This is a genomic window from Yersinia sp. 1252 StPb PI, from assembly GCF_048593885.1.
GTDB lineage: Bacteria > Pseudomonadota > Gammaproteobacteria > Enterobacterales > Enterobacteriaceae > Yersinia > Yersinia enterocolitica_E.
The window spans coordinates 1-7,215 of sequence record NZ_JAZGQE010000213.1 but is presented as its reverse complement, the minus strand read 5'-3'; the positions used below and the strand labels follow the sequence as shown (position 1 = coordinate 7,215).

Below are 7,215 nucleotides of genomic sequence, written 5' to 3'. Positions count from 1 at the left end.
GCAACTAATCCATTATTTACTTATTATTAACTAATTCGTTAATAATGTACAATCTATAATCAACATCAATGTAACGATATTGTTAACTATCTCCGATTTTTGTTCGATAATGGTGCAATAAGGGGGGGAAGGGGAGGGATTGCTATCTGAGTTGGCTATCTTTACTGCCACGGCGGTTATATCCGGCATGGCTGGCCTGATGCTTGTCTAATTGATTCTGGCAGTTCAGGCAATATTTAACCCCCGCCAGAACTTTACGCCGTGCTTCTGGAATGGCTTGACCACATTCAAGGCAATATAGCTCACTTTCACCACTGCCAAGAGCCTGTCTTGCGCGTTGCACCGCATCTTCAACGGTGGAGTCAATTTGATCTTGTACTGCGCCGTCGCCGGCCCATCCACTTGCCATATGACCTCCGTGCGTAGGGCCGGATAACCGGCCCTGTACCCATCATCGTTAAAATTGCAGGTGTATTGGCTATTCTCATTACCCGGTCTATCTTCCTGCCATTTTACGATCTATTGGGTATCATACTGAGGATTACTCAATATTTGACTCGATAAACCACAGGAATTTATCCAGATCACGAGATGCGGCAGTAAACATATCAGCACTGTCTTCATCTTCTACTTCTGAAATTGCCTTACGAATATCATTAGCAACCACGGCGTAGCGGTCTGCCAGCGCTTTAAGATGTTCTTGCACGCTATGGATATTGGTTGGGTAACTTTTCAGCGGTGTTTTATCATTAATGACTTGTGTGGTCCCCAGTGCGACACCACCGAGTTGTACGGCGCGTTCTGCGAAGGTATCCAGGTGGTCAGTGAGGGCTGTGCGGAAGCCATCCAGCATTTCATGCACCGCGATAAAGTTGGCACCGCGCATATTCCAGTGAGCCTGTTTGGTCATCAGCGACAGATCAATAAACTGAATAACCATACGGTTTAATGCTTTCACGGTGTCAACTTTGACATGTTCTTCAACATCGTTGCGGGTGTAGAGCAGGTCGGAAGATTTTGTTTTTACCAGTTTTGCTGTACTCATAATAGGTATCCCTTTATTGAGTTGATTACCAATTTCTTCACCGCAATAAGTATAACAAAGATATTTAAGTTTGTAGGGTAGATTCGGCCTATCAATTAAATAGTTGATAGTGGTGTTTATTTGTAAATGTAATTTATTGTTTCGTTTTAATAATATTTTCATCGCGGTGTTTATGGCTAATTGAAAATAACTATTACTGTGATTTGTATGGTTTTTATGAGGTCAATATCCATTTGGATGCTTTCAATAATATTTAATGTCACGGATGAGGCGAAGGTGTTATTAATTAATGGCTTGGCGAACATGAATAATATATATAATGCGATGAATAGTTCCGTACCGGAACGAATCAGCAGCTATGCCAGTCAATAAATTCAACCAACATACCCGGTATGACTACCGGGCGTGGGCAACAATAAACAAGCGGGGGAATGCCAACAAACGGCGGCCATCGGCCTGTTGCGGATAGGCCACATCAATGATTGCCAGATAGTCTTGCAAAAAATCCAATCGCATTGCTTCAGAGAGCGGTTCAAGAAAAGGCCGTAAACCTGTGGCTCGCAGCCAATCGACGATGGCTTGCGCTGAAGGCATCGGGTGGTAATAGGTAGTGCGCCAAATATCTACCCGCTCTGCATTGGGGGCCAGTAAGTCATAATACTGATTGGCTGACAGAACCTTCGCCCGTATTGCCCCCGCCTCTTGTAGTGCTTGCTGCCATGGACCGTTTTCTGCAACTTCACGCATAGCTCGATGGCTGGGTTCCTCCAGATTATCTGGCATCTGGACCGCAAGTATGCCGTGGGTAGCCAACCTGGAGAACAAATAGGGAAAGAGTTGCTGATGATCGGTTAGCCACTGTAACGATGCGTTAGCATAAATAAGATCTTGTGGCTCAGCGGGTTGCCACTGGCGAATATCTGCTTCAAGAAATGCACATGCCGGCAGGCGCTGTTGCGCACTGGCCAACATCGCCACCGAGTTATCAATCCCAACCAGCTGCGCCTGCGGAAAACGCTGGTGCAGCAATTGGGTAGAGTTGCCTGGCCCACAACCTAAATCACTGATGCGCTGTGGCTGGGTAGTGCTGATATGTGCGAGCAAATCACCGGCAGGGCGGGTACGTTCTGCTTCAAATTGGCGGTATAAATCAGGATCCCAGTCTTGCATGCATAACCTCCGGTAGAAAAAGATCAGTAATGCGGATAAGTGATAGCCGCTAACGCGTGCATATTTATCTATTATAGATTCTGCAATGGCCCGCTAAACAGCACCGCACCGGTTGGCTGGCCAGTGGGCGAACCGCCGTGAGGCTCCAGGCTGATTGCTAATAATGAATTGGCCATTAACTGGTTTTCAGTCAGAGTCAGTTGTGTCGGCCCATGGGTATTGAGTAACCCCAGTGAGTGTGGTTTTTCACCCGCTGGAATACTCCATAATTCAAGGCTATTACGCTCACTGACTACCACGGGGTTAAGGGGAGTTAATGTCAGGCTACGAGTCGATTTCTCCAGACTGACCACCCATTGACCACTTTGCTGGCTATTGGAGAGCACGGCCACCGGGATGGCTGTTGGTGGCTCTACCAATAAACGTGGGATAACCAGGACTGCGGCTAGTGCGGCGGCGACAGCCCAACCCAAATAAGACCAACGATTACGTTTGATATGGCGCAGATTGATTGGTGGTAACTCTAACTCCAGCCGCTTCCATACGCGTTCAGGGGGCTCCAGCGGGGCCAATTGATTATCCAGTTGGGTAAACAGACGCTGCCAACTGGCAACATCTGCCGCCAACTGTGGGTCACGACGGAATCGGCGTTCAAAACGCAGCCGGGCAAGTCCGCGCAGGGTTCCCAGCGCATATTCAGCGGCCAATGCTGAGTCATATTCGCGTCTGTTTTTCATAAGCCTACGCAGCCCTTCAAGTGATCGAGTGCACGACGTATCCAGCTTTTTATCGTACCCAGTGGTTGTTGTAGATGAGTAGAGATCTCCCCATGAGAAAGCCCCTGATAATAAGCCAACATAATACTTTGTCGTTGCTCAACCGGTAGATGTGCCAAACAGTCTGCCAATTGTTTAGCTTCACTGTCTTGCTGCAATTGAGCCAGAGGCGTCAGTGTGTCATCGGTCAAATAATCGGTTTGATCATCGTTCAACGTTTGCAGACGATTATCACTGCCGCGCATCAAATCGATGGCCCGATTACGTACAATATGGGTCAACCAGGTCAATGGGGCACTGAGTTGCGCATTGTAATTATCGGCCCGATGCCAGACGGTGAGAAAACAGTCGTGCAAAACCTCCTCTGCCCGAGCAGGGTTGCGCAGCATTCTTAAGGCGACCGCGAAGAGTCTGGGGGAAGTGAGCCGGTATAGTTTTTCAAACGCGGACTGATCACCTTGAGCAATGGCATCGATCAGCCCGATTTGTTGTTCCAGTGAGTATTCATTCATGCGCCAATCCCTAAAAAAGCCGTCAGGTGCAGTGAGACACTGCACCCAGTATAGACGGGTTTTATTTAGGCATCAGAACAGTATCAATCACATCGATCACGCCATTTTTCTGTTGTACATCATAGGTGCTGATATTAGCGATGTTCCCTTTTCCATCTTTAAGCTGAATGTTATGTGGCCCGTTGTTCATAATCCACAGTGATTGGCCATTGACAGTTTTCAGCTCGGCAGTACCCCCTGCGGCTTTAATTTTACTTTCTAACTGTTTCATATCGTAGTTCCCGGCCACCACGTGATAGGTCAAGATTTGGGTGAGCATGGCTTTATTTTCTGGTTTGACCAGACTTTCAACTGTACCGGCGGGCAATTTTGCAAACGCGGCATTGGTGGGCGCGAACAGGGTAAATGGCCCGGGGCCTTGCAGGGTATCAACCAACCCCGCAGCTTTAACCGCAGCGACTAAGGTTGTGTGATCTTTGGAGTTAACCGCATTCTCGATAATATTTTTACTCGGCAACATCGAAGCACCACCTACCATAACAGTTTCGGACATCATGGCGGCCATAGAGACAGTACTGAACAGTAAGGAAGCACAGATAGCAGTACGAAGAAGCGTTTTCATAATGTATTCCTTTTAGGAGGGTTGAGGTGAAGTCTTGCCTCACATCTACCTATACGAATCAGCCTGGTGTTTTGGATGCAAAAAAAGGGAAAATAATTAATAAAAAACGCCAACCCGTGCAGTGCTGGGCTGGCGTTTGATAAATAACAATAGGATAGAAGGTGAGAGAGCTGAACTAGCCAGCACCCTTCAGGCAATTTGATCCAGTTGTGGCTTGGGTTTGATAGTCAGTGTGGCCCCGATAGAGGCACAGATAATTGATGCCAGAGCCAACCATTGAACCCATGTCAGATGTTCATTTAAGAATACCAACCCTGAAATGGCCGCCAGTGCTGGCTCCAGACTCATTAACGTGCCAAATGTGCGCGTAGGGAGCCGGGTCAGTGCGACCATTTCCAGTGAGTAGGGCAATGCCGTCGACAAAATAGCGACAGCCAGAGCAACGGGGAGAATGGCGGGATCGAACAGGGCAAGGCCGTTATATGCTACGCCAATTGGGCAAAATACCAGTGCTGCGATCAGAGAACCCACCGCGACAGTCCCAGGACCGTGATCACCGCCGGCTTTCTGCCCTGAAATAATATACAGCGCCCAACAGGCTCCCGCACCCAAGGCACAAGCCGCGCCAAATAAATCAATGGTACCAATGTTATGTCCCAGCGGTAATAAGAACCATAGCCCCAGAACGGCCAACCCTACCCAGATAAAGTCCACCGGGCGGCGAGAAGAGAACATGGCAACCGCCAACGGGCCGGTGAACTCCAATGCGACGGCAATACCCAATGGCACCGTTTTTAGTGACAGGTAAAACAAAAAGTTCATTCCACCTAATGTCACACCATAAATAAGCAAGGGTAAGCGGCTGCCTGAGGTGAATCGCATTCGCCAAGGTTTAAAGATGACAAACAAAATAAGTGTGCCGATACCGAGCCGCAGCGAGGTTATTCCTTGCGCGCCAACCAGTGGGAACAAACTTTTCGCCAACGATGCACCACTCTGGATGGAGATCATGGCAATCACCAGCAACAGAATAGGGACTAAGGGGAGTGAATGTTTGGATGAAGGAGACAAAGACATCCTGTTAAGCCTCAAAGAAAATTATTAGGTAACTATCTTTGCCAGTGTAAATGAAATGTCAGCCAAGTGTTTGAAAATCACCAAAGGAGCGAAAAAAGAAACGGAAAGCAGTGAAAGAAATAATAAATTTTCAGCATTGCGGTTTTTTAACGCTATTTCTGCTGGTTATTTAAGCGCTAAAACTAAGAATAGTCTGGAATGGCTTTTGGTGATGGGAGTCACAAAAAGGTGTAGAATGGCGGAAATTCGTAAGCGTATTAGTAAGATGGAAGATTCTTGAAACCCTTTGTTACACCAAATAAATGATTAGACAATCATATGTAGGCAGAGTTTCCTACTATTTATTGTTATAATTTCATGGTGTTCTTGTTTCATCTAAAAATTTGCGTCTTTCGAGGTGGTTATGAATAAAATTGCATGTCTTTCAGCAGTAGCAGCTTGTGTATTAGCAGTGACCGCAGGTTCAGCCTTTGCCGGTCAAAGCACCGTTTCTGGTGGTTATGCCCAGAGCGATTATCAAGGTGTTGCTAACAAATCTTCAGGTTTCAACCTGAAATACCGTTACGAGTGGAGTGATTCTCAACTGGGTTACATCACCTCTTTCACTCACACTGAAAAAAGCAGCTTCGGTGACAGCGCGTCGGTATACAACAAAGCACAATACAATGCTATCACCGGTGGCCCAGCTTACCGTATCAACGATTGGGCTAGCGTTTATGGCCTGGTAGGTGTGGGTTACGGTCGTTTCAGCCAGAACTACCCAACTTCTGCTAGCGATAAAAGCAGCACCAGCGATTACGGCTTTACTTACGGCGCAGGTATGCAGTTCAACCCAATGCAAAATGTTGCCCTGGACGTTTCTTACGAACAGAGCCGCATCCGCAACGTTGATGTCGGTACTTGGGTTGCTGGCGTAGGTTACACTTTCTAAGCGACTGCTTAGAATAGTTAGCACTCATCTTTCACGGTATTATGCTGTGTCTGATAAAAATCCGCTTTCGGGCGGATTTTTTTCGCCTGTCATATGATGCAGAGGTGAGGCTGACGTATGATAACTATTTAACCGCATTTACGGCATCGACAATCAGCGCGATTATCTGCTGTGGATGAGAGAGTATCGAGGCGTGGCTGGAGGGTAACTCAATCACCTTTTGGGCCTGAATTCGAGCAGCAAAACCGCGTTGTGTTTCGACCGGCAGCATTCTGTCTTCCGTTGAAACCTGATACCAGCAAGGTTTGACCCGCCAGGCAGGCTGAGCAGACTTATCAGTAAAAGCGCGAGTTGCTAAGGGTTTTTGCACCATAGACATCACCAGTGCTTCATTCTCATCAATGTCCTGACACATATTTTCGTGGAACTGGTCAGTGTCAATCCATAGAAATCCATTATCATCCGGGCGAATATAAGCGGCGCTAACAGGTGGTTCACGCAGTGCAAAAGTACTGGATAAGCTCTCTCCCGCATCGGGAGCAAAAGCGGCGAGATAGACCATACCGACCACATTTTGTAGATGCCCGACTTGTGTAATGACCATGCCACCATAAGAGTGGCCCACTAATAGGGTAGGGCCATATAAGGCGGTAGTTAGCTTAATGGTCCGCTCCACGTCATCTGCTAATGATGTCAGCGGATTTTGTATTGCAATGACCCGGTGCCCCATCTGGTGCAGGGCTGGGATAATATAGCGCCACTGTGAGCCATCAGCCCATGCTCCATGGACCAATACAATATTAAGTTTTGTCGCCATATTTCCCCCTGAACGGGTATTAGCCCAAGCGGTGCATAATATCGTTATGCAGAAATAGCATTCTTGACGAATAACAACTTCTACTCATATACCTGCATTAATGAAAAATCTTGTTTATAGCCAGATGTTATTAAAATTAAACAAATCTGTTATTAGGTTTAAAGTATAAAGCGCTGGGCGCTGATGGCTTTAGGATAAGGATGAAAATGAAGTACCGAACAATCCATTTGGATATCAATTGGCGATATAAAATCCCTGCCAATAG

The 7,215-nt window shown here is 47.0% G+C and carries 10 protein-coding genes; 2 read left to right on the top strand and 8 right to left on the bottom strand.

The genetic code is table 11. The annotated features are described in order from the left end of the window. Positions 1-142: 142 nt before the first annotated feature. The 7 genes from V2A85_RS20770 to rhtA form a co-directional block, all read right to left on the bottom strand. A complete protein-coding gene (locus tag V2A85_RS20770) occupies positions 143-409 on the bottom strand; it encodes a DksA/TraR family C4-type zinc finger protein (RefSeq protein WP_083159440.1) in 267 nt (88 codons plus the stop codon). 132 nt (positions 410-541) lie between these two features. Further along, positions 542-1,045 carry a DNA starvation/stationary phase protection protein Dps gene (dps, locus tag V2A85_RS20765; RefSeq protein WP_372558421.1) on the bottom strand — a complete coding sequence of 168 codons (504 nt, stop codon included), beginning with the start codon at positions 1,043-1,045 and terminating at the stop codon, positions 542-544. A gap of 396 nt (positions 1,046-1,441) precedes the next feature. Further along, positions 1,442-2,215: a trans-aconitate 2-methyltransferase gene (gene tam / locus V2A85_RS20760; RefSeq protein WP_372558422.1), complete on the bottom strand. Its 774-nt coding sequence runs from the start codon at positions 2,213-2,215 to the stop codon at positions 1,442-1,444. A 71-nt stretch (positions 2,216-2,286) separates the two neighbouring features. Continuing rightward, positions 2,287-2,952, bottom strand: coding sequence for an anti-sigma factor (locus tag V2A85_RS20755; protein ID WP_420072241.1), 666 nt, complete (start codon positions 2,950-2,952; stop codon positions 2,287-2,289). Then, positions 2,949-3,503 carry a sigma-70 family RNA polymerase sigma factor gene (locus V2A85_RS20750; protein WP_083159432.1) on the bottom strand — a complete coding sequence of 185 codons (555 nt, stop codon included), beginning with the start codon at positions 3,501-3,503 and terminating at the stop codon, positions 2,949-2,951. Before V2A85_RS20750 ends, V2A85_RS20755 begins: the two co-directional genes overlap by 4 nt. 61 nt (positions 3,504-3,564) lie before the next feature. Then, positions 3,565-4,125: a fasciclin domain-containing protein gene (locus V2A85_RS20745; protein ID WP_372558424.1), complete on the bottom strand. Its 561-nt coding sequence runs from the start codon at positions 4,123-4,125 to the stop codon at positions 3,565-3,567. Positions 4,126-4,314: 189 nt separating this feature from the next. After that, complete coding sequence (gene rhtA, locus V2A85_RS20740) at positions 4,315-5,202, bottom strand: threonine/homoserine exporter RhtA (RefSeq protein ID WP_420072240.1); 888 nt, start codon at positions 5,200-5,202, stop codon at positions 4,315-4,317. 70 nt (positions 5,203-5,272) lie between these two features. On the opposite strand from rhtA, the gene V2A85_RS20735 reads away from it, so the two are divergent. Further along, on the top strand, positions 5,273-5,482 hold the full coding sequence (locus tag V2A85_RS20735) for a hypothetical protein (RefSeq protein ID WP_227746547.1): 210 nt from the start codon (positions 5,273-5,275) through the stop codon (positions 5,480-5,482). A 123-nt stretch (positions 5,483-5,605) separates the two neighbouring features. Further along, positions 5,606-6,133, top strand: coding sequence for an outer membrane protein OmpX (gene ompX, locus V2A85_RS20730; protein WP_372558425.1), 528 nt, complete (start codon positions 5,606-5,608; stop codon positions 6,131-6,133). A 124-nt stretch (positions 6,134-6,257) separates the two neighbouring features. Here ompX and V2A85_RS20725 read toward each other — a convergent pair whose 3' ends face one another. Beyond that, on the bottom strand, positions 6,258-6,950 hold the full coding sequence (locus tag V2A85_RS20725; RefSeq protein WP_372558426.1) for an alpha/beta fold hydrolase: 693 nt from the start codon (positions 6,948-6,950) through the stop codon (positions 6,258-6,260). Positions 6,951-7,215: the final 265 nt, after the last annotated feature.